Below are 26,664 nucleotides of genomic sequence, written 5' to 3' on the forward strand. Positions count from 1 at the left end.
GCTGGATTTAATCGAGTATTAATTCTAAAAGTAATAAGTAACCCCCACAAGAGTCATATCATCCCACATGGTTCCCGCTATCCTCTAAATCTTGCTTGGGCTTTTTCGCCCAAGCAAGGATACCGCTGCTATCGGGGTTAAGGAGCTACAATGGGCCTATTTATAGCATTGTTACAACCAAAAAACTCCATTAGATATTCTCTAATGGAGTTTTTTTGTTTTTGTACTCAGAGCGGGACTTGAACCCGCACGAACATTGCTGTTCACTGGATTTTAAGTCCAGCGTGTCTACCAATTTCACCATCCGAGCAATTAGTGGTACCTCCAGGGATCGAACCAGGGACACATGGATTTTCAGTCCATTGCTCTACCATCTGAGCTAAGGTACCCTACTTTTAGGAGTAGTTATAAAAAAACCCTTCACTTTTGATGAAGGGTTTTCTAAAGAAAGGCGGCGACATACTCCCACAAATTGCAGTACCATCTGCGCAGGCGGGCTTAACTTCTCTGTTCGGAATGGGAAGAGGTGAGCCCCGCCGCAATAACCACCTTAAGGTCGTTTTGCAATGGGTAACCAGTTTGTACTGATTAACATTACATAATATCTTAACATACTGAGATAAAGAATATAAAAAGTTTCAACTTGCCTTGAGCGAAGTCGAAAGGAGAAAGTTCTCTCCGAGAGCTTTCGCCTCTCGGGAAAAGGTGTACATAAGCTTACGGGTTATTAGTACTACTCGACTATGACATTACTGCCTTTACATCTATAGCCTATCAACGTGGTCATCTCCCACGACCCTTAAAAGAAATCTCATCTTGTGGTGGGTTTCGCGCTTATATGCTTTCAGCGCTTATCCCTTCCAAACGTAGCTACTCTGCGGTGCCCCTGGCGGGACAACAGATACACTAGAGGTTTGTCCAATTCGGTCCTCTCGTACTAGAATCAGATCCACTCAAATTTCTAACGCCCACAGTAGATAGAGACCGAACTGTCTCACGACGTTCTGAACCCAGCTCGCGTGCCACTTTAATGGGCGAACAGCCCAACCCTTGGGACCTTCTCCAGCCCCAGGATGTGACGAGCCGACATCGAGGTGCCAAACCCCCCCGTCGATATGAGCTCTTGGGGAGATCAGCCTGTTATCCCCGGCGTACCTTTTATCCTTTGAGCGATGGCCCTTCCATGCGGAACCACCGGATCACTATGCTCTACTTTCGTACCTGATCGACCTGTATGTCTCTCAGTCAAGCTCCCTTATGCCATTGCACTCTTCGCACGGTTACAAGCGTACTGAGGGAACCTTTAGAAGCCTCCGTTACTCTTTGGAGGCGACCACCCCAGTCAAACTACCACCAAGCAATGTCCTCTCTATCGAGAGTTAGGCCTCAGATAAACAAAGGGTTGTATTTCAACAATGACTCCACAACGCCTAGCGACGCCACTTCACAGTCTCCAACTATCCTACACATCATTTATCCAAGGTCAATACTAAGCTATAGTAAAGGTGCACAGGTCTTTTTCGTCCCACTGCGGGTAAACGGCATCTTCACCGTTACTACAATTTCACCGAGCTCATGGCTGAGACAGTGTCCAGATCGTTACACCATTCGTGCAGGTCGGAACTTACCCGACAAGGAATTTCGCTACCTTAGGACCGTTATAGTTACGGCCGCCGTTTACTGGGCTTCAATTCAATGCTTCTCCGAAGATAACATCTCCTCTTAACCTTCCAGCACCGGGCAGGTGTCAGGCCTATACTTCATCTTACGATTTTGCAGAGCCCTGTGTTTTTGATAAACAGTCGCCTGGACCTCTTCACTGCGGCCCGATTACTCGGGCGACCCTTCTCCCGAAGTTACGGGTCTATTTTGCCTAATTCCTTAGCCATGAATCTCTCGAGCACCTTAGGATTCTCTCCTCGACTACCTGTGTCGGTTTACGGTACGGGTACTAATTACCTGAAGTTTAGAGGTTTTTCTTGGAAGCCCTTAGGCGCACTATCTCTTTGACCGAAGTCTCGAGTACTATCGTATTTCCCCAAGCCGCGTGGATTTGCCTGCGCAGCTTATAGGTAGGTACTTCAACGAACTATTCCGTCAGTTCGCGGCGCTTTCATCACTCCGTCACCCCATCACAGTAATCAGTAGTACGGGAATATTAACCCGTTGGCCATCGACTGTCCCTTTCGGGTTCGCCTTAGGTCCCGACTAACCCACAGCTGATTAGCATAGCTGTGGAAACCTTAGTCTTTCGGTGTGCGGGTTTCTCGCCCGCATTATCGTTACTTATGCTACATTTTCTTTTCTAACCAGTCCAGCATGCCTTACGACACACCTTCAACCCTGTTAGAATGCTCCCCTACCACTTACAATTGCTTGTAAATCCATAGCTTCGGTAATATGTTTATGCCCGATTATTATCCATGCTCGTCCGCTCGACTAGTGAGCTGTTACGCACTCTTTAAATGAATGGCTGCTTCCAAGCCAACATCCTAGCTGTCTGGGCAGACAAACCTCGTTCTTTCAACTTAACATATATTTGGGGACCTTAGCTGATGGTCTGGGTTCTTTCCCTCTCGGACTTGGACCTTAGCACCAAGCCCTCACTGTTATCAATCATTATATAGCATTCGGAGTTTGTCAGGAATTGGTAGGCGGTGAAGCCCCCGCATCCAATCAGTAGCTCTACCTCTATATAACTAAAATAACGCTGCACCTAAATGCATTTCGGGAGTACGAGCTATTTCCGAGTTTGATTGGCCTTTCACCCCTACCCACAGGTCATCCGAAGACTTTTCAACGTCAACCGGTTCGGACCTCCACACTGTGTTACCAGCGCTTCATCCTGCCATGGGTAGATCACACGGTTTCGCGTCTAACACTACTGACTAAAGCGCCCTATTCAGACTCGCTTTCGCTACGGATCCGTGGCTTAACCACTTATCCTTGCCAGCAACGTTAACTCGTAGGCTCATTATGCAAAAGGCACGCCGTCACCCCACGAAAGGGCTCCGACCGCTTGTAAGCGTATGGTTTCAGGATCTATTTCACTCCGTTATTCACGGTTCTTTTCACCTTTCCCTCACGGTACTGGTTCACTATCGGTCTCTCAGGAGTATTTAGCCTTAGCGGATGGTCCCGCCAAATTCAGACAGGGTTTCACGTGCCCGCCCTACTCAGGATACCACTATCCTTTACATTCATTACTTATACAGGGCTATCACCTTCTTTGGCTCTACTTTCCAGTAGATTCTAATTCTTTATGCAAGAAATCTCGTGGTCCTACAACCCCAACATTGCCGTAACAACATTGGTTTGGGCTAATCCGCGTTCGCTCGCCACTACTTACGGAATCACTTTTGTTTTCTTCTCCTCCGCCTACTTAGATGTTTCAGTTCAGCGGGTTTGCCCACCTATCGGTGTACTATGTCTTCAACATAGTGGGTTGCCCCATTCAGGTATCTACGGATCAATTCGTGTGTGCCAATCCCCGTAGCTTTTCGCAGCTTATCACGCCTTTCTTCGCCTCTGAGAGCCTAGGCATCCCCCATACGCCCTTATTTTGCTTATTGTACCAATCATAAAATTAATTATGACCGTTTTTTTTCGCTTTCTCTAATAAATCAGAGAAAACTGCTTTCTACTTTTTATTATTTCTTATCTCAATATGTCAATGAACTTTAAATAAGTATTAAGTATTCTGTATTAAGTACTAAGACCTTATTGTCTTAATTCTTGATACTATCATCTTGATACTATCTTGTGGAGAATAACGGAGTCGAACCGTTGACCTCCTGCGTGCAAGGCAGGCGCTCTAGCCAGCTGAGCTAATCCCCCATTTTTTGTAAAATTCCAAATTTTTAAATTCCAAATTCCAAAAAAAAAGGATTTCAACCTCTAGAATTTCCTAATTAAGTGTAAATAGTAGTCCCGGGCAGACTCGAACTGCCGACCCCTACATTATCAGTGTAGTACTCTAACCAGCTGAGCTACGAGACTCTGTTTTTTACTTAATTCTTTATTCAATTTCTTTAAATTAACAGCAAGAGTAATATAATCGGTGTCATAGCACCTTTAAAATCTTCTTCTTTTTCCTTAGCGTGCTTTACGCTAACACTAAGGCTCTAGAAAGGAGGTGTTCCAGCCGCACCTTCCGGTACGGCTACCTTGTTACGACTTAGCCCTAGTTACCAGTTTTACCCTAGGCAGCTCCTTGCGGTCACCGACTTCAGGCACCCCCAGCTTCCATGGCTTGACGGGCGGTGTGTACAAGGCCCGGGAACGTATTCACCGGATCATGGCTGATATCCGATTACTAGCGATTCCAGCTTCACGGAGTCGAGTTGCAGACTCCGATCCGAACTGTGACCGGCTTTGTAGATTCGCTCCTGGTCACCCAGTGGCTGCTCTCTGTACCGGCCATTGTAGCACGTGTGTAGCCCAAGGCGTAAGGGCCGTGATGATTTGACGTCATCCCCACCTTCCTCACAGTTTGCACTGGCAGTCTCGTTAGAGTTCCCGACATGACTCGCTGGCAACTAACAACAGGGGTTGCGCTCGTTATAGGACTTAACCTGACACCTCACGGCACGAGCTGACGACAACCATGCAGCACCTTGTAAATTGTCTTGCGAAAAGTCTGTTTCCAAACCGGTCAATCTACATTTAAGCCTTGGTAAGGTTCCTCGCGTATCATCGAATTAAACCACATGCTCCACCGCTTGTGCGGGCCCCCGTCAATTCCTTTGAGTTTCATTCTTGCGAACGTACTCCCCAGGTGGGATACTTATCACTTTCGCTTAGCCACTGAACTTGCGCCCAACAGCTAGTATCCATCGTTTACGGCGTGGACTACCAGGGTATCTAATCCTGTTCGCTACCCACGCTTTCGTCCATCAGCGTCAATCCATTAGTAGTAACCTGCCTTCGCAATTGGTATTCCATGTAATCTCTAAGCATTTCACCGCTACACTACATATTCTAGTTACTTCCTAATAATTCAAGTCTAGCAGTATCAATGGCCGTTCCACCGTTGAGCGATGGGCTTTCACCACTGACTTACTAAACCGCCTACGGACCCTTTAAACCCAATGATTCCGGATAACGCTTGGATCCTCCGTATTACCGCGGCTGCTGGCACGGAGTTAGCCGATCCTTATTCTTACAGTACCGTCAAGCTCCCTCACGAGGGAGTGTTTCTTCCTGTACAAAAGCAGTTTACAATCCATAGGACCGTCATCCTGCACGCGGCATGGCTGGATCAGGCTTGCGCCCATTGTCCAATATTCCTCACTGCTGCCTCCCGTAGGAGTCTGGTCCGTGTCTCAGTACCAGTGTGGGGGATCTCCCTCTCAGGACCCCTACCCATCGTTGCCTTGGTAAGCCGTTACCTTACCAACTAGCTAATGGGACGCATGCTCATCTTTTGCCGTTGTGACTTTAATGTGAAAATGATGCCATTCTCACATACTATGAGGTATTAATCCAAATTTCTCTGGGCTATCCCTCTGCAAAAGGTAGATTGCATACGCGTTACGCACCCGTGCGCCGGTCTCTAGTTCCGAAGAACTATACCCCTCGACTTGCATGTGTTAAGCCTGCCGCTAGCGTTCATCCTGAGCCAGGATCAAACTCTTCATCGTATATTGTGCGCTTAATAAATTAAGCTATTTTTATGCGAATCCAATTCTATCGGTGTTTATTCTAATCTCTCGATTATCTTACTCTTTTTTTCTTTGTCTTATCTTTCAATAAGACGGCTGTCAATTCAATATGTCTAGGAACGTATTCTTCTTGTTTTCTGCGCTTTTCGTTGTCGCGATTAGCGGGTGCAAAAGTAGAAATTCTTTTTTTAACTGGCAAGAAAAAAATGAAGTTTTTTTTGAGATTTTTATCTCGTTTAAATCATTCTCTCTTATCAATCTCTCAAGGAACTTCCCGTGTTTTGCGGGGTGCAAAGGTAAATAACTCTTTTATTTCTCACAAGCTTTTTTTGATTTTTATTTTTGAAAATCTCTTTTCTTTTGTATCAATCGCTTGCCAGTTTTTAAAAGAACGTTGCCGTTGTTGCGGGTGCAAAAGTAGACCCTTTTTTCGTTTAAACAAGGCCTTTTTAAAACTTTTTTTGATTTATTTTTTAATAATTCAATAAAGCTCTGATAATCATTATTTAACCAAAACTTTACGAATTGAAAAAACTTCATTATTCAACAACTAATCCTAAATCACTAGTAAAATACACTTTTCATACTCTATCTATACTTTATCCATACAGTATATATAGTCATAGACTACAGATTACAGAAGGCAGATTATAGAAGGTAGATTATAGAGCAAAACCACTCTTTACTTATCTCTTATACATTTGTAATCAAATTCACGATTGGTTCTTATGAATGACATTGCCCTAGCCCGGATGGGAGCGGCATCCTCTTGGGGCGGGGTTCGCCCTAAGAGATATAGCGGACAGCCGGAAATAGCTCCTGAAAAAGCAAAAGAACGTTATCAACCTCTGATCTACTAGAAATACAAACAAATCTTCCTCGAAAGCACGAGAACTTAACTGGAGCATAAATACATAAACAAAAAAAAGAGGCTTGACACAAGATCAAACCTCTTTTAATTCATTTTCTACAATGATTATAATAAAGCATCTAAGCTATCGGCATACGTTTGTTTTGGTGCTACACCTACTTGCTTTCCAACTACTTCTCCGTTATGAAAAACTAATACGGTTGGAATATTACGCACTCCGTATTTGGCAGCAAATTCTTGGTTAGCGTCTACATCTACTTTTCCTACCACTACTTTACCTTCATACTCATTACTCAATTCGTCGATGATTGGTCCTACCATTCGACATGGTCCACACCATGCTGCCCAAAAATCAACCATTACTGGTTTGTCTGATTTCAAAACTACTTCTTCAAAAGTAGCATCTGTAATTGCTAATGCCATTTTTTATTTGTTTAAATCCATCCTACTAAAAATGTTTTGGATGGTGATTGATATTTATTTTAATAAAGGACAAATTTAGGAATTAAATATTAATACTAGAGCTTCTTGAAATTAGTTTTGATTATACTTCTATTGCAATGCCCTATATGGCCAGACAACTGCACAAATTAAACTACTCGATTTCAAAAGATTCAGAAAACGATACGGCAAAAAAAAGAGTTACCACAATAGTAACTCTTTTTCAAACCTCTAATAAAAAAATGATTTACAAGCTGTATTTTAATCCTAACGTCAAGCCTATCCCGCTTATTCCTACGTATGAACTTAGTTCATCCATAGCTTTAGTAGCATCCAATCCATTCGGATTAGTCAAAGCATTGTTTGATTTAGTATCTAACTTACTCACATAATTGGTGTGGATTTGCGCTTTTGTTCTAGTTGCTAAAGCATCCACTCCATTCACTGTATATTCAGTAGTTTCTTTAGTTTTACCATGAACTGTAAAATTACGATACTCTAATTCAGCAAAAGCCGAAAGTTTTTTTCCGATTTTATATGAAGTTCCTACAATAGCTGAAAAACCTAAAGTAGGATTTGGTTTTACTACATCAACCATACGAACACTAGCTGTTCCAGCACCTGCAGGAACTACAGCATTGGTAGTTATTTCCAAATCACCATGTACTGGCAATAAAACTCCAACTTTTGTGTAAGGTTCAAATCCTTTGTGCTCCCCTAAAAACAACACCAAAGCAGGCGCTAAATCAAAAGCAGTAATTTGGCCCACAGCTTTAAAATTATAAATAGGCTTTCCTCCAGAGATAAAAATCTGATCTGTTACAGTCTGCGCCATTGTTTTGTCAGTACTGCTATAGTAATTGATTCCCATCTCGACACCTAATCTTGCATTAAAACGGTATCCTACTGTACCACTTGCTCTAAATCCTTGTCCAAAAGACCCAGTAACACTTTCTTCAGATATTAACTTTCCGCCTTGATATACTTTACTTAATGCATCATTACCTCCAACTGTTGGGAATTCTGTAGATGCTGTTTGATTAAAATAAGATCCTCCTAATTTGAAATACCAACTTTCTTTGTTTTCTGTTTGAGCAAATAATGTTGTTGTAACCAACACTAAACCTAATGCTAATAATTTTTTCTTCATAGTAATTTTAAAATTGTGAGACAAAAGTAGAATTAAAAACTATTGTTTATTTTTTACTATGCATGCATACTATTCGTAATTATGAAATTGTAGCGAAAATTTAGAATAAAATAAACATATACAGGATGTCGACTACATACTTTACATTATTATGCATTTTTTTAACCTTAAAAAATTAATTTAACTTGAAATTCAATTGCATTTTTTCCAATTCAAAAAGGAGTTCATTGGTAATTTTTATTTTTAACTTTCGGCTTGGCATGGCTAATTTGGTTACAATTTTAATTTCTTCTACTTCCTCGATTTTAGCATTAGATGTTGTAGATAAACTCTCGTCTTCATCAATATCATTGCTTTCATCAAACTCAGGTTGCGGCACTGTAATGGCTTTTCTCACTCGTTCCAACTCCATTACTTCAAAATTAACCGTATGTTCTCCTTTGTTTTGCTGAAACAATTCGTTCAATTTATAGATAAACTCAGGTTCGATATCTGTAATATTCAACAACAAAACCAATTTCTTAGCATACGCTTCTAACACATCTTGTAGTTGTTTCACCTCAACAAACTGAATTCTAGGCTCGGCTCGTTTGCCTGTTTCTTGATTTACCCATCCTTCTTTGACCATTATTTTAATGTACGTAAAATTGTTTTGAATAAAGAAATGACGGAATTTTAGGTATTCTTCGCCAAAAATTCGAAATTCAAAATTCTCGTCATAGCCTTCGAGTGTAAACATCCCCCAACCTTTTCCGTTTTTGGCTACTCGATGTTGTACGTTATTGATTATACCTGCAAAAGAAAGTGTCTTGGTAACATGTTGCTCTAAATTTTTAAGTGCTTCTAGTCGGGCATTGCAGAAATATTTCATTTCAAACTTATAGTCATCTAAAGGGTGCCCTGAAATATAAATCCCGACAACTTCTTTTTCTTTGGCGAGTTTTTCCATCGTACTCCAATCTTCGCAGGGAGGAACTACAGGCTCTGCGATTTGAACTTCGCTCGCTTCGCCAAACAAACTCACTTGAGAGGAATTTTCGTTTTCTTGGTATTTCGCTCCATAACGCATGGCTTTTTCATAAAAAGTAATACCATCGCCATCATCATGAAAATATTGCGCTCGCGTAGTACCTTCAAACGAATCGAATCCACCTGCCAAAGCCAAGTTTTCGATTGCCTTTTTATTGGCCGCTCTCAAATCGATGCGTTTGGCCAAATCAAAAATGGATTTGTATTTACCGTCTTTTCTGTTTTCTACAATCGTAGCCACCGCACCAGAACCTACTCCTTTAATAGCTCCCATTCCAAAACGAACGGCATAGTCTTCATTTACAGTAAATTTATAGAAAGACTCATTAACATCAGGACCCAAAACCTGCAATCCCATACGCTTACATTCTTCCATAAAAAACGATACCTGCTTGATATCATTCATATTATTTGAAAGTACCGCAGCCATATATTCTGCAGGGTAATGCGCTTTCAAATAAGCCGTTTGATAGGCAATCCAAGCATAACAAGTGGAGTGGGATTTATTAAATGCATAACTCGCAAAAGCTTCCCAGTCTTTCCAAATCTTCTCTAAAACCGTTGCGTCATGACCTTTGGCCGCCGCTTGCTCCACAAACTTCGGCTTCATTTTGTCCAATACGTCTTTTTGCTTTTTACCCATTGCTTTACGCAAAACGTCGGCCTCACCTTTGGTAAAACCAGCCAACGATTGAGACAAAAGCATTACCTGCTCTTGGTATACGGTAATTCCATAGGTTTCAGATAAATATTCCGCACAAGCCTCTAAATCGTATTTGATTTCTTCTTCGCCATTTTTTCTTCGAACGAAAGACGGAATATACTCTAACGGCCCCGGACGATACAAGGCATTCATCGCAATCAAATCCCCAAAAACAGTGGGTTTCAAGTCCTTCATATACTTTTGCATACCAGGTGACTCGTATTGGAATATCCCTACTGTTTCACCTCTTTGAAAGAGCTCATAAGTTTTAACATCATCAATAGGAAAAGTATCGGGGTCGAGCTGAATTCCTGTTCGGTATTTGACCAACTTAACCGTATCCTTTATCAATGTTAGGGTTTTCAACCCCAAGAAGTCCATTTTCAACAATCCTGCACTTTCAGCTACCGAGTTATCGAATTGTGTAACATACAAATCCGAATCTTTGGCTGTAGTTACCGGAACATAATTGGTAATATCTGATGGCGTAATAATCACCCCACAAGCGTGAATCCCAGTATTTCGCATCGAGCCTTCCAATATCTTGGCTTGCTGAATCGTCTCTCCAGCTAAATCTCCGCCATTGGCAATTGCAATCAATTCTTTTACAGCATCGAACTCGTCTGAACGCAATGCTTTTTTTACATCCTCTTCTTTTTCAGAAATAAAACGCGCCAAGTTCCATTTTGACGGCATCATCCCGGGAATTAACTTCGCGATTCTATCGGCTTCAAACAAAGGCAAATCCAGCACACGAGCGGTATCACGAATAGCCGACTTCGTAGCCATCTTACCATAAGTAATGATTTGCGCTACTTGATTGGCACCATATTTATTGATTACATAATCCATTACACGACCTCGACCTTCGTCATCAAAATCGATATCAATATCGGGCATCGACACACGGTCCGGATTTAGGAAACGCTCAAAAAGCAAATCGTATTTAATAGGGTCAATATTGGTAATCCCTAAACAATAGGCTACCGCCGAACCCGCTGCCGAACCACGCCCAGGTCCCACAGAAACATCCATTTTTCTAGCTTCGGCGATAAAATCTTGTACAATCAAGAAATAACCAGGATAACCCGAATTGGAAATGGTTAGTAATTCAAAATCCAATCGTTCTTGAATCGACTCCGTGATTTCACCATAACGTCGCTTTGCTCCTTCCATCGTAAGGTGTCGCAAATAGGCATTTTCACCACGAACTCCGCCATCAGCTTCATCTTCTGGCACTACAAATTCTTGTGGAATGTCGTATTTAGGTAACAATACATCACGATACAAGGAGTAAATTTCAACTTTATCTACAATTTCTTGAATGTTGATAATCGCATCAGGCAAATCGGCAAAGAGTTTTTTCATCTCCTCACCCGACTTATAATAATATTCCTGATTTGGTAATCCATAACGATAGCCTCGTCCTCTACCAATAGGTGTGGCTTGTTTTTCACCATCTTTTACACACAACAAAATATCGTGTGCATTGGCATCTTCTTTATTTAAATAATAGGTATTGTTCGTGGCAATGAGTTTAACCTTGTGCTTCTGAGAAAATTCAATGAGTGTTTTATTTACCCTATTTTCATCTTCTTGATTGTGGCGCATAATTTCGAGATACAAATCGTCTCCAAATTGTGCTTTCCACCAAAGTAAAGCTTCCTCTGCCTGGTTCTCTCCAACGTTCAGAATTTTACTTGGAATTTCTCCGTATAAATTCCCAGACAAAACCATTATGTCTTCTTTGTACTGTTCGACTATAGTTCTATCAATTCTAGGCACATAATAAAAACCAGCCGTGTAAGCTATAGAAGCCATTTTGGCCAGATTGTGATAGCCTTTTTTATTCTTCGCCAATAAAACTACTTGATAACCATTGTCTTTCTTGGTTTTATCCAAATGATTATCACAGATATTAAACTCACAACCAACAATAGGTTTTATCTCGATTTCAGTAGGTTCTTCTCCACTTTCTACCAATGCTTTGTTTTTTGCCGATGCCGTTTTGTTGTGATTCATAACGGCGCTCACAAAATGGAAAGCACCCATCATATTACCCGTATCCGTCATCGCAACCGCAGGGAAATTATTTTTGGCTGTAGCCGCCACCAAACCACCAATCGCAATGGTGGATTGTAAGACCGAAAACTGCGTATGATTATGCAAATGAGCAAAAGCTGCAGCGGAAAAATCTTTCTTTTCTGTTTCAGTTAAAATTGGCGCATCAGTAACAACACCCGAGGCTTTAAGTTGCTCCCGAATCGCATCAGAAGCCTTCTTAAGATTAATGTGCTTTAATCCAATTAGCGGAAAAGGTTCTGGATTTTTACTTTGGAATTCCTTGAAGTAAATAGGCTCTACCTCCAACTCTTCTTTGGTAAAAACTTCTTTTCTAATTAATTCCAGAAAACATCTTGTGGTTGCCTCAACGTCGGCAGTAGCGTTGTGTGCTTCCGCGAAAGGTTGGTCAAACAAATACTGATGCAACTCGGTAAGCGTTGGCAATTTAAATTTACCTCCTCTACCCCCAGGCAATTTCAGCAAAGAAGCCGTTACTTCTGTACAAGTATCTAGAATCGGCATTTCACCCATAGGCGAAGCAACACCCAAACGATAGAACTCGCAACCCATAATGTTGACATCAAAACCTACATTTTGACCGACAATAAATTTGGCTTTGCCCAAAGCAATATTGAACTTCTCCAATACTTCCGCCAACGGAATTCCCTCTGCTTGCGCCAATTCGGTAGAAATACCGTGAATTCGCTCCGCATCATAAGGAATATTGAACCCCTCTGGCTGCACCAAATAATCTTGATGCTCCACCAAATTCCCCATATCATCGTGCAACTGCCAAGCGATTTGTATACATCTTGGCCAGTTATCTGTGTCAGATAATGGTGCGCCCCAACGCTTGGGTAATCCAGTAGTTTCGGTATCGAATATTAAGTACATAAGTTAAAATAACAAAGATTAAAATTCCAAAATCCAATTTTGAAACTCCTTAAAACATTGGTTTTATGGAGTATAAAAAACAGTACAATACAAATTGGCGGAAGTTCAAATTTAGGTTTTTTTTAAAGAAACTAGAGGCAATTAGTTTTTTTATTCCCAAATGAATAATGACTAGTAGTTTGGTAAACTTATACCCCATTATTCAAAATTGTATCTAGCAAAAACATAAGAATTTTATTAAATATCACTAAAAGTGGGTATTGTAATATCGTTTTATTATCTATTATTTTGTAGGACTTTATGCTGTTTTAGAAATTATCGTGTTAAAAAACCTATTTAAAACAAAAAATTATGAAAAAAACAATTTTATTTATGGCGCTTGTAATGATGTCCTTAACTGTATTAGCAAATTCTCCAGATAGAGGTAGACAAGAATGGACTTATAGATGTTCAGACGGAACAGTTGTGCAATATGAATGTGGCGGTACTCAAAAACAAGCAACCGCAATGGGAAGAGCTTGGTGTAATAACAGATAAAAATTATAACTAATTAATTAACAAACAAAAAAAACAGCATAAAGTATTTTTAAACAAAATAGATATATGAAAAAAATAATTTCAATTACAATTCTTTTACTTTTTAATACTAGTTTTTCACAAAAAAAAGGGCTTGTCTATTACGGTTTTATAGAGTCTTTTAATTTAGGTAATGGTCGAGGGCAAGATGCTAATGCTTATATTGTATTCAATGATAAAATGTCTTATTATGTAACAGCAAAAGATAGCTTGGAAAACGGGGAGTCTAAATATTCTGAAAAAGTTATCCAAAGAGAAGATGGAGAGGGCGGGGCAATATATAATGGAATAAAAGTTAGTAAAGACGGAGACCAAGTTATTTATCATCCTTCAAAAAAAACAATGTGGTCGAGTCTTCTTTATGGCCAAGAAGTATATGTAAAAGAAACAACTCCAAATTTTAAATGGATAATTCAAAAAGAAACAAAAAAAATCGGGAAGTTCATTTGTAGAAAAGCAACAACATCTTTCCGAGGAAGAACCTATACAGCTTGGTTTGCACCTGATGTTCCTTTGCCTTATGGCCCTTGGAAATTTTGCGCTTTGCCAGGTCTAATTTTAGAAGTATATGATACAAACAAATATTTATACTGGTATTTTAAAAGTATTGAATTCCCATCGCAGAGCAAAGAAAGTGTTAAATATTTAAGAGTCCCTAAAGGAAAAAAAATAATGAATTATGAAGAGTTCTTAGTTTTTAAAGAAAATGCAAAACAAAAAAGTATTGAAAAAAGTATTATTTTAAAGAAACAATTTCCCGACGCAACGTTCAAGGAACCTACACTGAATAAAATGTTTATTGAATGTGAATAAAATGACTTCTAAACTCTTACTATTACTGCTTTTTCCAGTTGCACTTTTCTCACAAGAATTAAAAATTACAGGTACAATAAAAGACAACCAGAACAGAGGCATCGAAAGTGCTTCTGTTCTGGTTTTGGATGATTCTGAAAACACATTAGCCTTCACTTTCAGTGAGGAAAATGGAACTTTTACTATAGCTTTTGAAAAACCTACCCATAATACAATCACAATTGTTGTTTCAGGTTTGGGTTATGCTAAAAAAGAAATAAAAGTAGATTGCTCTTCAAAAAAAAAACCTAACTCAATTTTTTACACTAGAAGAAAAATCAGAATCTCTTAATGAAGTAGTGATTGAATCCAACCAGAAAATAAAAATTGAACGAGATACCACAACAATAAAAATAGCATCATTCATCAACAAAACCGAGCAAACTATCGAAGACATTCTAAAAAAAATAACTGGTATCGAAGTACAAAAAGATGGCTCTATCAAAGCGCACGGCAAAGACATTGACAAATTATTGGTTGAAGGAGAAGATCTCTTTGACAAAAACTACAAATATTTATCCAAAAATCTAGATGCTAAAGTACTCGATGCTGTACAAATTATTGATGGATTTGAAGACAATCCTATTTTGAAGAAAATGAATAATTCAGATAAAGTAGCACTCAACCTAAAGTTAAAAAAAGACAAACAAAATATATGGTTTGGCAATGTCACGGCTGGAGTTGGAATCGTTTCTGAAAACCGATGGAAAGAAGGAATTAATCTGGGATTGTTAAAAAAGAAAATAAAATTTTTCTATTTGGCAGATTATAATAATTCTGGAGAAAAAGCCACAGAACAAATTAGTGAAACCAGCATCAGCAATGCCTTGTTTGATGAAGACAGATTGCAAATGCACTTTGCCTTTAAAATAAAGTAATTAACCAAAAACAGCATAAGGTTGTAAATAATTTACTTCTATGAAAAAAATCATTTTACTAATCACATTTTTATCAACAATAAATTCATTTGCCAATTAAAGAAAGGTATAATACACTATGGTTATATAGAAGCACTCGCTAATGGAGATGCGAATGGACCAGACAGTAACGCTTATATGGTTTTCAACAAAGAACAGTCCTATTATGTCACGGCTAAGGATAGCCTTGAAAAAGACGAACAAAAATACGGACAAAAAATATATACAGACAAGAATGGAAAAGGAGGTGCGATTGATGTTAATGGCATAAAAGTCAGTAAGCAAGGCGATCAAGTGGTTTACAACATCAAAAAAAATACTATGTGGTCAAGTTTATTGTATGGTCAACAAATTTACGTTAAGGAAGTCTGCCCAAAAATGAACTGGAAAATCGAAAAAGAAACCAAAAAAATTGGTTCTTTATTATGCAAAAAAGCAACTACAACTTTTAGAGGACGAACCTATACTGCTTGGTTTGCACCAGATATTGCTTTACCCTATGGACCATGGAAATTAACCGGATTACCAGGATTAATTGTAGAGGCTTATGATACCGATAAATATGTTTTTTGGTATTTTAAAAACATCGAACACCCTACCACAAACAAGGCAAATGTAAAATATCTCAGCATCCCAAAAGGCAGCACCTTTAAAACCTATGAGGAGTTCAAAAAAATTCAAAAAGAAGAACAAAATATAACCAATGACAAACAAAGAATGGTGCAAAAAAAAATTCCCAATGTAATTTTTGCTGATCCAGAAATATCAAAAATGTTTGTTGAAATAGAATAAAATGACTTCTAAACTCTTACTATTACTACTTTTTCCAGTTATACTTTTCTCACAAGAATTAAAAATTACAGGAACAATAAAAGACAATCATAACAGAGGCATAGAAAGTGCTTCTGTTGTGGTTTTGGATGATTCTGAAAACACTTTAGCCTTCACTTTCAGCGAGGAAAATGGAACTTTTACTATAGCTTTTGAAAAACCTACCCATAATACAATCACAATTGTTGTTTCGGGTTTGGGTTATGCTAAAAAAGAAATAAAAGTAGATTGCTCTTCAAAAAAAAACCTGACTCATTTTTTTATACTAGAAGAAAAATCAGAATCTCTTAAAGAAGTAGTGATTGAATCTAACCAGAAAATAAAAATTGATCGAGATACCACAACAATAAAAATAGCATCCTTCATCAACAAAACCGAGCAAACTATCGAAGACATTCTAAAAAAAATACCTGGTATTGAAGTACAAAAAGATGGTTCTATCAAAGCGCACGGCAAAGACATTGACAAATTATTGGTTGAAGGAGAAGATCTCTTTGACAAAAACTACAAATTTTTATCCAAAAATCTAGATGCTAAAGTACTCGATGCTGTACAAATTATTGATGGATTTGAAGACAATCCTATTTTGAAGAAAATGAATAATTCAGATAAAGTAGCACTCAACCTAAAGTTAAAAAAAGACAAACAAAATATATGGTTTGGCAATGTCACGGCTGGAGTTGGAATCGTTTCTGAAAACCGATGGAAAGAGGGAATTAATCTGGGATTGTTAAAAAAGAAAATAAAATTTTTCTATTTGGCAGATTATAATAATTCTGGAGAAAAAGCCACAGAACAAATAAGTGAATCGAGCATCAGCAATGCCTTGTTTGATGAAGACAGAATAGAAAAAAAAAGTTCCAATCAGTTTAACATTAATAGCAACGAAAATAGTTCATTTAGCAAATCTCAAAGTGTTTTCAACAAGGCTTTTTTCAATTCCTTGAGTTTTACAAAAAAAATCAAACCTAACTTAACCCTTCGAGGAGTAGGCTATTTTGCAAATGACAATCAAATACAAAATTCCATTTCAAACATCGTGTACAATGTTGGCGGAATGCCAATTGTAAATTCAGAACTAAGCGATTATTCCAGTAAAAAAACACTAGCCTCGGGTGAACTAGAATTAAAATATTCTGCCAATCAAAACAATTATATCACAAACTTATTTATTTACAAAAACAATCCTAGCAACATAAACGCCAACTTACTATTTAATGAAAGTAAGATTTATCAAAATTCAAAAATTGAAAATCACACGTTTTACAACCACTTAAACCATAGTTACAACCTTTCAGAGAACATAATATTACATAATTATATCTATTTTGGAAACGACAAAATCAATGAAAAAAACAAAATAAATTCTCCTTTTCTAAATGCTTTTTTGAATGCAAATCCCAATGCTTTGATAGCACAGATTGGAAACAATTCAAATCAGTATTTTGGAGTAAGAAGCAAGTTAATTACAAAATACAAGAAATTAGAAAACGTATTATCGCTTCAATACGAAAACAATTCGGAGACAATAGATACTAAATTTCTTTTAGATGATATTTCGAAAACAACATACGAAAATAACACAAGATTGAAGCAATCCCTTTTTGGAATTGAAAATGGGATTCGATATACTATTTCTCCTAAAATAGATGTGACAGCAAGCATAAATTATACTCAAAACCATTTCGAGAGAAATTTATATAAAAATGATTTTGCAATATTTAATCCAAAAGCTTCAATAAACACAAAGAAAACCAGTCTTGGAAATTTTAGTTTATCTTATTCAGAAAACAATACTCTCCCAAAAATAAACTACTTAACAACTAACTATCAATTGAATGATTACAGGAGCTTTATAAAAGGAACTGATTCAATCGGTCTCCTGAAAAACAAAATGATTTCATTTGAGCATACTCTGTTTAATGATCAAAAACGTTTTTCTATTAACACTACTTTATTGCATATCAAATCGAAAATAGTAGTAAATAGTGAAAATAGAATAACTGATAATTTTAACTTTGAAAACTACATCCTAAATCAAGGCGGAGATCGCTATAGTGGTACATTTAATCTCATAAATTATTTTAGAAAGTTAAAACTAGCCACCAAGCTAGAAACTTCCCAAAACTGGAGTAACACCATAACAAAGGTAAATAGCCAAGATTTTAGTATGCTAAAAAGCTATTTTAGCTCTTATGTTTTTTCAGCAACCACTTATTTCAATTTACCAATTAATTTGGACTTTGGATTCAATTATAATTATTATCAAACTTTATTCAAAGGAAACCTAAATACAAACGAAACAAAGGATGCTTTTATTAATTGCAACTATAAAATTTCTAAAACATGGCTAGCCGAATTAAACAGTACGTTTTATCAAATGAACCACAACAATTATTCATTTATTAATACCATTATAAGTTACAACCCAGAAGAAAGCAGATTTTCTTATAGAATAATGCTCAATAATTTAACCAATGAAAATGAATTCACTTTGGTTTCCTTAGATAATTATACTTCTTATACCTCCACTATTAACCTAGTGCCAAGATATTTGTTACTTACCGTAAAATACAGATTTTAAATTCGTTTTTAAAGAAACTAGAGGCTATTTTTTTTTATTCCCAAATGAATAATGACAGTAAAGATTACAGTACCAAAGCCAAAGAAATTCATACTCTTTTCATTAAAAAAACGCTAAATCTCATTTTTGGATGTCGTAGTTTCCGACCAAAAAGAAAGTGCATTTAAGAACCTATTCCACCGATTTTAAACCTTATCATTCCGCTAATTACTAGAGACAAAAACACCTCTATGTTGACTATTTTTAATCAAAAAACAAGATTTAGTTAGAAGAAATGCAGTGAAATAATTAAAAAAATAGCTTGTTTTAAAAATAACTCAACAAAAAGCCAGTATCTAAAAAGGATTTTAATTTTAAAAAAAGAGGCTCGCTTTTTTCTGAATGCTAGCAAAACCAAACAAACTTTCTGCTAAGAAAATATTTTTTTTTAATTCTAATCTACCATAGAAAAAGAATTTGGGTATCGTATATAATGAAATTTCAAAATTGACACTTTTTATTCGTTTGCTACATTTGCCTTCCAAGTTATACTTTTTGGGCAGCAACCCAACAAAAAAGACCAATACACTTAAAAAAAAATAGTTAACAATGAGTACTACATTATTCGACAAAGTATGGGATTCGCACGTGGTGCGTAAAATTGAGGATGGACCAGATGTGTTTTTTATTGACCGTCATTTCATTCACGAAGTGACTAGTCCTGTTGCTTTTTTAGGTTTAAAAGCTAGAGGCGTTAAGGTGTTATATCCAGAGCGCACTTTTGCCACTGCCGATCACAACACCCCAACAATAAACCAACATTTACCAGTAGAAGACCCGCTATCTGCTAATCAATTGAAAGCATTAGAAGATAACGCTACAGAATATGGTATTTCCCACTGGGGCTTAGGACACCAAAAAAATGGAATTGTTCACGTGGTAGGACCTGAAAACGGAATTACTTTACCAGGTGCTACTATTGTTTGTGGTGACTCACATACTTCAACTCACGGTGCATTTGGAGCCATTGCTTTTGGTATCGGAACTTCGGAGGTAGAAATGGTGCTTTCTACACAATGCATTATGCAACCGAAACCTAAAAAAATGCGTATCAACGTAAATGGAAAATTGAGCAAAGGTGTAGGACCAAAAGACGTGGCTTTGTACATCATTTCAAAACTAACAACTTCTGGAGGAACAGGCTACTTTGTTGAATATGCTGGAAATGTTTTTGAAGAAATGTCAATGGAAGGCCGAATGACAGTTTGTAATTTAAGTATCGAAATGGGTGCTCGTGGAGGTATGATTGCTCCAGACCAAACTACTTTTGATTTTCTTGAAGGCAGACTATATGCTCCAAAAGGAGAAGCTTGGACGAAAGCAGTTGAATACTGGAAAACATTGAAAACGGATGCTGATGCAGTTTTCGATGCGGAATTAACAATTGATGCCGCTGATATCGAACCAATGATTACCTACGGAACCAATCCTGGAATGGGAATTGGAATTTCTGCATCTATTCCAAGCGCAGACCAAGTAGAAGGTGGTGAGGAAACCTACAAAAAATCTTTGGCCTATATGGGCTTCAATGAAGCTGATACTATGATTGGCAAAACAATCGATTATGTTTTCTTAGGAAGCTGTACTAATGGTCGTATAGAAGATTTTAGAGCTTTTACAGAAATTGTTAAAGGCCGCAAAAAAGCAGATAATGTTACGGCTTGGTTAGTACCTGGCTCACATGTTGTTGAAGCACAAATCAAAGAAGAAGGACTTTTAGATATTTTAACCGAAGCAGGTTTTGTATTGCGTCAGCCAGGCTGTTCGGCTTGTTTGGCTATGAACGACGATAAAGTTCCAGCTGGAAAATATGCCGTAAGTACTTCTAACAGAAACTTTGAAGGCCGTCAGGGTCCTGGATCAAGAACAATGTTAGCTTCTCCAATAATGGCCGCTGCTGCTGCTGTGACAGGAAAACTAACAGATCCAAGGGAATTAATGTAATTTTTTCACCGCAAGGACACTAAGGCGCAAAGAAATATGGATATAAATAAATATGAAGATTCACCGAAAGGACACTAAGGCGCTAAGAAAATATGGATATAAATAAATATGAAGAATTAGCCAAACAAATATTTACAGCTAGTCTTGAGGTTCACAAAATTATGGGGCCAGGTTTATTGGAATCAGTTTATGAAATGTGTCTTTTAAAAGAATTGAAGTTGAGAAAAATTTCAGCAGAAAGTCAAGTCGGCATTCCTTTACAATTTAAAGGTTTTGATTTATCAAAAGAATTTAGAATTGATATTTTAGTTGAAAACGAAATCATAATAGAATTAAAATCTGTAGATACACTATTACCAGTACATCAAGCACAGATAATATCATATCTAAAGTTAGCCGATAAAAGGATGGGATTTCTAATTAATTTTAACGTCCCGATCATCAAAAACGGCTTCAAAAGATTTGTAAATAACTATTAAAAAAAAATACCGCAATGACGGAAAGTCGCAAAAAATAGAATCCACAAACTATCCTTGCACCTTTGCTTCTTTGCTTTAACAAATAAATATTATAGCATTGCGCCTTTGGGTCCTTGCGGTAAAAAAACAAATAAATAATTAATATAGCATCGTGCCTTTGCGCCTTTGCGGTTAAATTTAATACTATGGCATACGATAAATTTACCATCCTTACCAGTAGTGCAGTGCCACTACCGATAGAAAACGTAGACACCGATCAAATCATACCCGCTCGTTTCTTGAAAGCTACAAAACGTGAAGGTTTTGGCGACAATCTTTTCCGTGACTGGAGATATAATGGAGACGACACACCAAAAGCCGATTTCGTTTTAAATGATTCTACTTATTCTGGAAAGATCTTAATTGGAGGAAAAAACTTCGGTTCTGGGTCTTCAAGAGAGCACGCTGCTTGGGCAGTTTACGATTACGGATTTAGAGCGGTCGTTTCAAGTTTCTTTGCAGACATTTTCAAGGGAAACTGCTTAAATATTGGAGTTTTACCAGTGCAAGTAAGTCCAGAATTTGCGGATACTATTTTTAAAGCAATAGAAGCAAATCCAAAAACTGAACTAGAAATCAATTTACTTGAACAAACCATTACTTTATTGGCTACTGGTCAAAAAGAATCTTTTGACATTAACGGATACAAAAAGAACAACATGATTAATGGTTTTGATGACATCGATTATCTAAACAATATCAAAGAAGAAATTGTTGATTTTGCGAGTAAACAATTGATATAGAACCTTAAGTTACTTACAACCCAATAGTGCTGTCCTATATCGTTTCTAAAATGATATAGGATTCGCTTTAAATAAAAAAAGGATACTTTAATCCGAAAATAATTCCCCAATGGAACAGAAAAAGATTGAAATAATGGACACTACTTTACGCGACGGAGAACAAACTTCGGGCGTATCGTTTTCGGCTGCAGAAAAACTAACCATTGCTCAATTATTATTAGAAGAATTACACATTGACCGCATCGAAATTGCTTCGGCACGTGTAAGTGAAGGAGAATTTCAAGGGGTAAAAGGCATTATGGACTGGGCGATTACCAAGGGATATACTGACAGAATAGAAGTTTTATCATTTGTTGATGGAGGAATTTCTATTGAATGGATGAAAAAAGCCGGAGCCAAAGTACAAAATCTTTTAACGAAAGGTTCTCTAAATCACCTGACCCACCAATTAAAAAAAACACCTGAACAACATTTTGCAGAAATTGCACAAGCAATCGAACTCGCAAATCAAAACGGAATTGCCACCAATGTCTATCTCGAAGATTGGAGCAACGGCATGCTCAATTCTCCCGATTATGTATTTCAATATTTGGATTTCATCACCCAACAACCCGTTAAAAGAATTTTATTACCGGATACATTAGGTGTTTTAATTCCTTCGGATACTTTTGAATTCATTTCTAAAATAACACAAAAATACCCTAACGTTCACTTTGATTTTCATGCACACAATGATTATGACCTTAGTGTAGCCAATGTTATGGAAGCCATAAAAGCAGGAATCAGCGGTTTACACGTAACTGTAAATGGAATGGGAGAACGCGCCGGAAATGCTCCTTTGGAGAGTACCGTTGCCGTTATCAATGATTTTTTACCACAAGTAAAAATCAATATCAAAGAAACTTCTCTGTACTCAGTTAGCAAACTTGTAGAAACTTTTACTGGATATAGAATTCCGGCGAACAAACCCATAGTTGGAGATAATGTTTTTACTCAAACCGCTGGTATTCATGCTGATGGAGACAACAAGAATAATCTTTATTTTAACAACTTATTACCCGAGCGTTTTGGAAGAAAACGAAAATATGCGCTTGGAAAAACATCAGGCAAAGCCAATATTGAAAAAAACCTTCAAGAGCTAGGGCTACAACTTAATGCAGAGGATTTAAAACTCGTTACGCAACGCATCATTGAATTGGGCGACAAAAAAGAAACAGTAACCAAAGAAGATTTGCCTTATATCATTTCTGATGTTTTGGACAGTCAGTCGTATCAAGAACGTGTGGTGGTTCAATCCTATGTTTTGGTTCACGCCAAAGGAATGCGCCCTTCAACTACACTTTGTCTTAAAATTGATGGAGAAATAATCGAAGAAAACGCACAAGGCGATGGACAATTTGATGCTTTTATGAATGCACTGAACAAAATTTACAAAAGCAAAAAAATGCCTTTACCTAAGCTCGTTGATTACGCCGTTAGAATCCCTCCAGGAAGTAGCTCCGATGCTTTATGCGAAACGGTTATCACTTGGACAGCAAACGGAAAAGAATTCAAAACCCGAGGATTAGACTCTGACCAAACTGTGGCAGCCATTGTTGCTACGCAAAAAATGTTGAATGTAATCCCCTCCCCGACCCTCCCCGAAGGGGCGGGAGATAAAACGGAAACGTAAAAATCAAACAATAATACCAAAATTAAGAAACATAAAACAATAAACCCAATCCATCAACATCCAGTCTCCCCCTCCTTCGGAGGGGGTTGGGGGGAGGAAAAAACTTTACTATATGAAATTAAATATTGCCCTTTTAGCCGGAGACGGCATCGGACCAGAAGTCATCAACGAAGCCGTAAAAGTAGCTGATGCTATTGCGAAAAAATTCAATCACGACATCACTTGGACGCCAGCCTTAACAGGTGCTTGTGCCATTGATGCTGTTGGTGTGCCTTACCCAGACGAAACACACGAAATATGCATGAAAGCCGATGCGGTTTTGTTTGGAGCCATCGGACATCCAAAATATGATAACGACCCAAGCGCACCCGTTCGCCCTGAACAAGGTTTGCTTTTAATGCGTAAAAAACTAGGATTGTTTGCCAATGTACGTCCAACGTTTACTTTTCCTTCATTGATTGACAATTCTCCTTTAAAAAGAGAGCGTATCGAAGGAACAGATTTAGTTTTCTTAAGAGAACTTACTGGTGGAATTTATTTTGGTGAAAAAGGAAGAAGAGATGATGGTGAAACTGCTTTTGACAATTGTGTGTACACCAGAGCCGAAGTACAACGATTGGCCAAAAAAGGTTTTGAATTAGCGATGACACGTTCTAAGAAATTATGCTGTGTAGACAAAGCTAATGTACTAGAAACCTCTCGTCTTTGGAGAGAAACGGTTCAAGCTATGGCCAAAGACTATCCAGAAGTAGAAGTGAGTTATGAATTTGTAGATGCTGTCGCTATGCGTTTGGTGCAATGGCCTAACTCTTACGATGTATTGATTACCGAAAATTTATTTGGAGACATTTTAACTGATGAAGCTTCTGTAATTTCAGGTTCTATGGGATTAATGCCTTCAGCTTCTGTTGGAGAGCACACCTCATTATACGAACCCATTCACGGGTCGTATCCACAAGCAACTGGACTAAACATTGCAAATCCATTGGCTACTATTTTATCTGCCGCAATGATGTTTGAAGATGCTTTTGGATTAAAAGAAGAAGCGCAAGCCATAAGATCTGTAGTCAACAAATCCCTAGAAGAAGGCGTTGTTACCGAAGACTTAGCTGCCAAAGGAAGTAAAGCCTATAAAACAAGCGAAATTGGTGACTGGTTGGTCGCTAATCTGTAAACTAAACCACTCTGCACTGAAAGTGCAGAGGTTTGTTTGACGAGAGACTGAAAGTCTCTCAATTTTGAAAACTTTTTATCTATACTAAAAAGTCAAAGATTATATTTTTTCGCATTACTAAAGTACTGCAATAAATTGCAGGGTTTTAAACCCTAATCTGAGACCAATAAAAAACCATTCTTCAGCTCCCTCTCCTTAGTAGAGGGCGGGGGGTGAGGAAACAAAAAAGGTGTCAATTTTCATTGACACCTTTTTTTATAGCTTGAAAAAAAATATTAATATCTTCCTCCTCTATCGCTTCCACCACGGCTGTTTCCGCCTCCGTAACCTCCGCGTGAATCACCACCACGGTTGTTGTTGAAACTTCTTCTTTCGCCTTCTGGTTTTGGCTCAGATTTGTTTACAACAATTGCACGTCCTTGAACGGTAGCACCGTTTAATTCGTCAATTGCTTTTTGAGCTTCCGCGTCGTTTGGCATCTCTACGAAACCAAAACCTTTACTTCTACCAGTAAATTTATCCGTTATAATTTTAACTGAATCTACTGCTCCGTAAGCTTCGAAAGACTCTCTTAAATCTGCTTCCTCAATACTGAATGGAAGACTTCCAACAAAAATGTTCATATGTACTTATTTATAATAATGAGACAAATGTAGTCTTATTTTATTCTAATCTACTATATATTAGAATATTTATACAATAATTGTGAAAAAACAACAATGTCAACAATAAAGTAACCCGCTCAAAATTAAGCGATTTAATCCAAGTTGCCTACTCTTTGCTCACTGGCACTTTGTAAAAAACTCCTTGCGAAAAATACAATTCTTGAGCAACTCCTCCGACAGAGACTGGTTTACGCATCACAAATTTAAAAGTTCCTGTAATCGTTTTATTTACAGCATCATACTCCGTAATGCTAATTGTACCGCTAGTCTCCTCCACTTTAGAAGAAAAAACTAGCGAAGGACTAGTCGCTTTAGACTCGAAGATAACATATGCTGTAGCGGCATTATCCAATGCAACTTCTTGCATTTGTGTTGAAGGAAAATGCAATTGTAAGGTTTCATTCAAGGTTACAGCCTCTATTACAACGCTTCCATCTGTAGACAAAACGGCTTTGTTTTTAAGGGCACGCCAAAAAACATTGTCCTTCAAACCTTGAACAGAAGGATTATTGAAAACCACATCGTCTGAGCAAGAACTCATAACTAAAGCTAAAGCAACAAAAAAAAGTATTTTTTTCATTCTATTAAATTAGATGAATTTGATTCACTACAAATCTATAGTTTTTTTAATTCAAACAATAAAAAAAGGCATAAGTAGTCGTTATTAAAAATCCAAATATGAATATTATAGACCAGTATAGTTTTTTTAAATAAAAAATGTATCTTTGCACCCTTAATTAATCGAGGTCGAGTACCTCAAAATTTAATCACAAGATTATGTCAGTAAAAATTAGATTACAAAGACACGGTAAAAAACAAAAACCTTTTTACTGGGTTGTAGCAGCAGACGCTCGCTCAAAAAGAGATGGTAAATACTTAGAGAAAATCGGTACTTACAATCCAAACACTAACCCAGCAACTATCGAATTAAATTTGGATAGTGCAGTGAAATGGTTGCACAATGGTGCTCAACCAACTGATACTGCAAGAGCAATTCTTTCTTACAAAGGTGCTTTATTGAAACACCACCTTGATGGAGGTATTCGTAAAGGAGCTTTAACTCAAGAACAAGCTGATGCTAAATTAGCTGCTTGGTTAGAAGCTAAAGCTGGAAAAGTTGACGCTAAAAAAGAAGGTTTGACTAAAGCACAAGCTGCTGAAAGAACTAAAGCTTTAAAAGCAGAACAAGAAGTTAATGCAAAACGTTTAGCTGCTCAAGCGCAAGCTGAGGCGGACGCTATTGCTGCTGCAACTCCTGCTGAAGAAGTTGCTGAAGTTGAAGCTGAAGAAGCTCCAGCTGCAGAAGAGAATAACGAAACAACTGAAGCATAATT

17 protein-coding genes, 4 tRNA genes and 3 rRNA genes are annotated in these 26,664 nt (G+C 37.7%); 12 read left to right on the plus strand and 12 right to left on the minus strand.

Annotated features, from left to right (window positions below; all coding sequences use genetic code 11):
- Window positions 1-224: 224 nt before the first annotated feature.
- The 10 genes from BXU11_RS00005 to dnaE all read right to left on the minus strand — a co-directional run bounded on the left by BXU11_RS00005 (window position 225) and on the right by dnaE (window position 12,815).
- Window positions 225-310 (minus strand) — tRNA-Leu (locus tag BXU11_RS00005).
- 6 nt (window positions 311-316) lie between these two features.
- A tRNA-Phe gene (locus BXU11_RS00010) sits at window positions 317-389 on the minus strand.
- A gap of 57 nt (window positions 390-446) precedes the next feature.
- Window positions 447-553, minus strand: a 5S ribosomal RNA gene (gene rrf / locus BXU11_RS00015).
- 154 nt (window positions 554-707) lie between these two features.
- Window positions 708-3,572, minus strand: a 23S ribosomal RNA gene (locus tag BXU11_RS00020).
- 191 nt (window positions 3,573-3,763) lie between these two features.
- Window positions 3,764-3,837: transfer RNA gene (locus BXU11_RS00025), tRNA-Ala, on the minus strand.
- 88 nt (window positions 3,838-3,925) lie between these two features.
- Window positions 3,926-3,999, minus strand: a tRNA-Ile gene (locus BXU11_RS00030).
- Window positions 4,000-4,128: 129 nt separating this feature from the next.
- Window positions 4,129-5,642: ribosomal RNA gene (locus BXU11_RS00035) — 16S ribosomal RNA — on the minus strand.
- Together the 16S, 23S and 5S rRNA genes with 4 tRNA genes alongside form the textbook arrangement of a ribosomal RNA operon.
- Before the next feature lie 997 nt (window positions 5,643-6,639).
- Window positions 6,640-6,957, minus strand: coding sequence for a thioredoxin (gene trxA / locus BXU11_RS00045; protein ID WP_024980008.1), 318 nt, complete (start codon window positions 6,955-6,957; stop codon window positions 6,640-6,642).
- 265 nt (window positions 6,958-7,222) lie between these two features.
- Entirely contained in the window at window positions 7,223-8,125 is a 903-nt protein-coding gene (locus BXU11_RS00050; RefSeq protein WP_078210560.1) for an outer membrane beta-barrel protein, read from the minus strand.
- A 175-nt stretch (window positions 8,126-8,300) separates the two neighbouring features.
- On the minus strand, window positions 8,301-12,815 hold the full coding sequence (gene dnaE, locus BXU11_RS00055; protein WP_078210561.1) for a DNA polymerase III subunit alpha: 4,515 nt from the start codon (window positions 12,813-12,815) through the stop codon (window positions 8,301-8,303).
- Window positions 12,816-13,166: 351 nt separating this feature from the next.
- On the opposite strand from dnaE, the gene BXU11_RS00060 reads away from it, so the two are divergent.
- The 11 genes from BXU11_RS00060 to leuB all read left to right on the plus strand — a co-directional run bounded on the left by BXU11_RS00060 (window position 13,167) and on the right by leuB (window position 24,665).
- On the plus strand, window positions 13,167-13,352 hold the full coding sequence (locus BXU11_RS00060) for a hypothetical protein (RefSeq protein ID WP_078210562.1): 186 nt from the start codon (window positions 13,167-13,169) through the stop codon (window positions 13,350-13,352).
- A gap of 66 nt (window positions 13,353-13,418) precedes the next feature.
- On the plus strand, window positions 13,419-14,204 hold the full coding sequence (locus tag BXU11_RS00065) for a GLPGLI family protein (protein WP_078210563.1): 786 nt from the start codon (window positions 13,419-13,421) through the stop codon (window positions 14,202-14,204).
- A 1-nt stretch (window position 14,205) separates the two neighbouring features.
- Complete coding sequence (locus tag BXU11_RS00070) at window positions 14,206-14,535, plus strand: carboxypeptidase-like regulatory domain-containing protein (RefSeq protein ID WP_078210564.1); 330 nt, start codon at window positions 14,206-14,208, stop codon at window positions 14,533-14,535.
- Window positions 14,536-14,542: 7 nt separating this feature from the next.
- Window positions 14,543-15,121, plus strand: a complete 579-nt coding sequence (locus BXU11_RS00075; RefSeq protein ID WP_078210565.1) for a hypothetical protein — start codon at window positions 14,543-14,545, stop codon at window positions 15,119-15,121.
- Window positions 15,122-15,232: 111 nt separating this feature from the next.
- A complete protein-coding gene (locus BXU11_RS00080) occupies window positions 15,233-15,952 on the plus strand; it encodes a GLPGLI family protein (RefSeq protein ID WP_223253702.1) in 720 nt (239 codons plus the stop codon).
- Window position 15,953: 1 nt separating this feature from the next.
- Window positions 15,954-18,575 (plus strand): carboxypeptidase-like regulatory domain-containing protein, encoded by a 2,622-nt coding sequence (locus tag BXU11_RS00085; protein WP_078210567.1) that lies wholly within the window; start codon window positions 15,954-15,956, stop codon window positions 18,573-18,575.
- 588 nt (window positions 18,576-19,163) lie between these two features.
- The gene (gene leuC / locus BXU11_RS00095; protein ID WP_078210569.1) at window positions 19,164-20,558 is read left to right on the plus strand and encodes a 3-isopropylmalate dehydratase large subunit; all 1,395 of its coding nucleotides are present in this window, start codon (window positions 19,164-19,166) and stop codon (window positions 20,556-20,558) included.
- Between the two features lie 92 nt (window positions 20,559-20,650).
- Window positions 20,651-21,037, plus strand: a complete 387-nt coding sequence (locus tag BXU11_RS00100) for a GxxExxY protein (protein ID WP_078210570.1) — start codon at window positions 20,651-20,653, stop codon at window positions 21,035-21,037.
- Between the two features lie 185 nt (window positions 21,038-21,222).
- A complete protein-coding gene (leuD, locus tag BXU11_RS00105; RefSeq protein ID WP_078210571.1) occupies window positions 21,223-21,819 on the plus strand; it encodes a 3-isopropylmalate dehydratase small subunit in 597 nt (198 codons plus the stop codon).
- Between the two features lie 109 nt (window positions 21,820-21,928).
- Complete coding sequence (locus BXU11_RS00110; RefSeq protein ID WP_078210572.1) at window positions 21,929-23,491, plus strand: alpha-isopropylmalate synthase regulatory domain-containing protein; 1,563 nt, start codon at window positions 21,929-21,931, stop codon at window positions 23,489-23,491.
- A gap of 112 nt (window positions 23,492-23,603) precedes the next feature.
- Window positions 23,604-24,665: a 3-isopropylmalate dehydrogenase gene (leuB, locus tag BXU11_RS00115; protein ID WP_078210573.1), complete on the plus strand. Its 1,062-nt coding sequence runs from the start codon at window positions 23,604-23,606 to the stop codon at window positions 24,663-24,665.
- 275 nt (window positions 24,666-24,940) lie between these two features.
- Here the strand turns inward: leuB and BXU11_RS00120 are convergent, their stop codons facing one another.
- Together BXU11_RS00120 and BXU11_RS00125 are read right to left on the minus strand one after the other, a co-directional pair.
- The gene (locus BXU11_RS00120; RefSeq protein ID WP_024979997.1) at window positions 24,941-25,288 is read right to left on the minus strand and encodes an RNA-binding protein; all 348 of its coding nucleotides are present in this window, start codon (window positions 25,286-25,288) and stop codon (window positions 24,941-24,943) included.
- A 148-nt stretch (window positions 25,289-25,436) separates the two neighbouring features.
- Window positions 25,437-25,910 (minus strand): DUF6252 family protein, encoded by a 474-nt coding sequence (locus tag BXU11_RS00125; protein WP_024979996.1) that lies wholly within the window; start codon window positions 25,908-25,910, stop codon window positions 25,437-25,439.
- 197 nt (window positions 25,911-26,107) lie between these two features.
- Between BXU11_RS00125 and BXU11_RS00130 the strand changes: the two genes are divergently transcribed.
- Window positions 26,108-26,662 carry a 30S ribosomal protein S16 gene (locus BXU11_RS00130; protein WP_024979995.1) on the plus strand — a complete coding sequence of 185 codons (555 nt, stop codon included), beginning with the start codon at window positions 26,108-26,110 and terminating at the stop codon, window positions 26,660-26,662.
- Window positions 26,663-26,664 lie beyond the last annotated feature (2 nt).

It is taken from the genome of Flavobacterium sp. LM5, from assembly GCF_002017945.1.
GTDB classification, from domain to species: domain Bacteria; phylum Bacteroidota; class Bacteroidia; order Flavobacteriales; family Flavobacteriaceae; genus Flavobacterium; species Flavobacterium succinicans.